The organism is Nitrospirae bacterium YQR-1 (genome assembly GCA_039908095.1).
Lineage (GTDB): Bacteria > Nitrospirota > Thermodesulfovibrionia > Thermodesulfovibrionales > Magnetobacteriaceae > Magnetomonas.
Genome location: JAMOBJ010000106.1, coordinates 1 through 560, shown reverse-complemented (window position 1 = coordinate 560; position 560 = coordinate 1). Strand labels below are relative to the sequence as shown.

The 560-nt window shown below is 49.6% G+C and carries 1 protein-coding gene; it reads left to right on the top strand.

The window, feature by feature from the left end; translation table 11 throughout:
- Positions 1-525, top strand: a 525-nt coding sequence (locus tag H7844_16120; GenBank protein MEO5358803.1) for a hypothetical protein, incomplete at its 5' end; no start/stop codon positions are given.
- Positions 526-560: the final 35 nt, after the last annotated feature.

The following is a 560-nucleotide window of genomic DNA, read 5'->3' as shown; positions in this document are numbered from 1 at the left end:
CAGGCACTGAGAAAGCTCACGGCGGTCATCTCAAAGTCCAGTACTTCGGTTGTCTTTATCAATCAGATACGGCATAAGATCGGCGTCTCATACGGAAACCCGGAGACCACCACCGGGGGCAATGCCCTGAAGTTCTACGCATCCATGAGGCTGGATATCAGGAAAATCGAAAACCTCAAGTCAAACCAGGAGGTCATCGGTGGACATGTCAAGGTCAAGGTGGTCAAGAACAAGGTTGCTCCGCCATTTAAGCAGGCCGAGTTTGACATATACTACAACGAGGGAATCTCAAAGACAGGCGAAATCATTGACATCGGAGTTGAAATGGGTATCGTTGAGCGTGCCGGAACATGGTACAGCTATCAAGGCTCAAAGCTCGGACAGGGACGAGACAACGCCAGGAAATTCCTCATCGAAAACCCCGATGTCATGGACGACATAGAAGCAAAGATCATGGCAAGTGGAAACATCCCACAGATAACCACATCTACCAACAACAACTCCTCTGCCCCTACGGACGAGTGAACTCTATCAACTCACGGAAAAGACAAGAAAGGGGC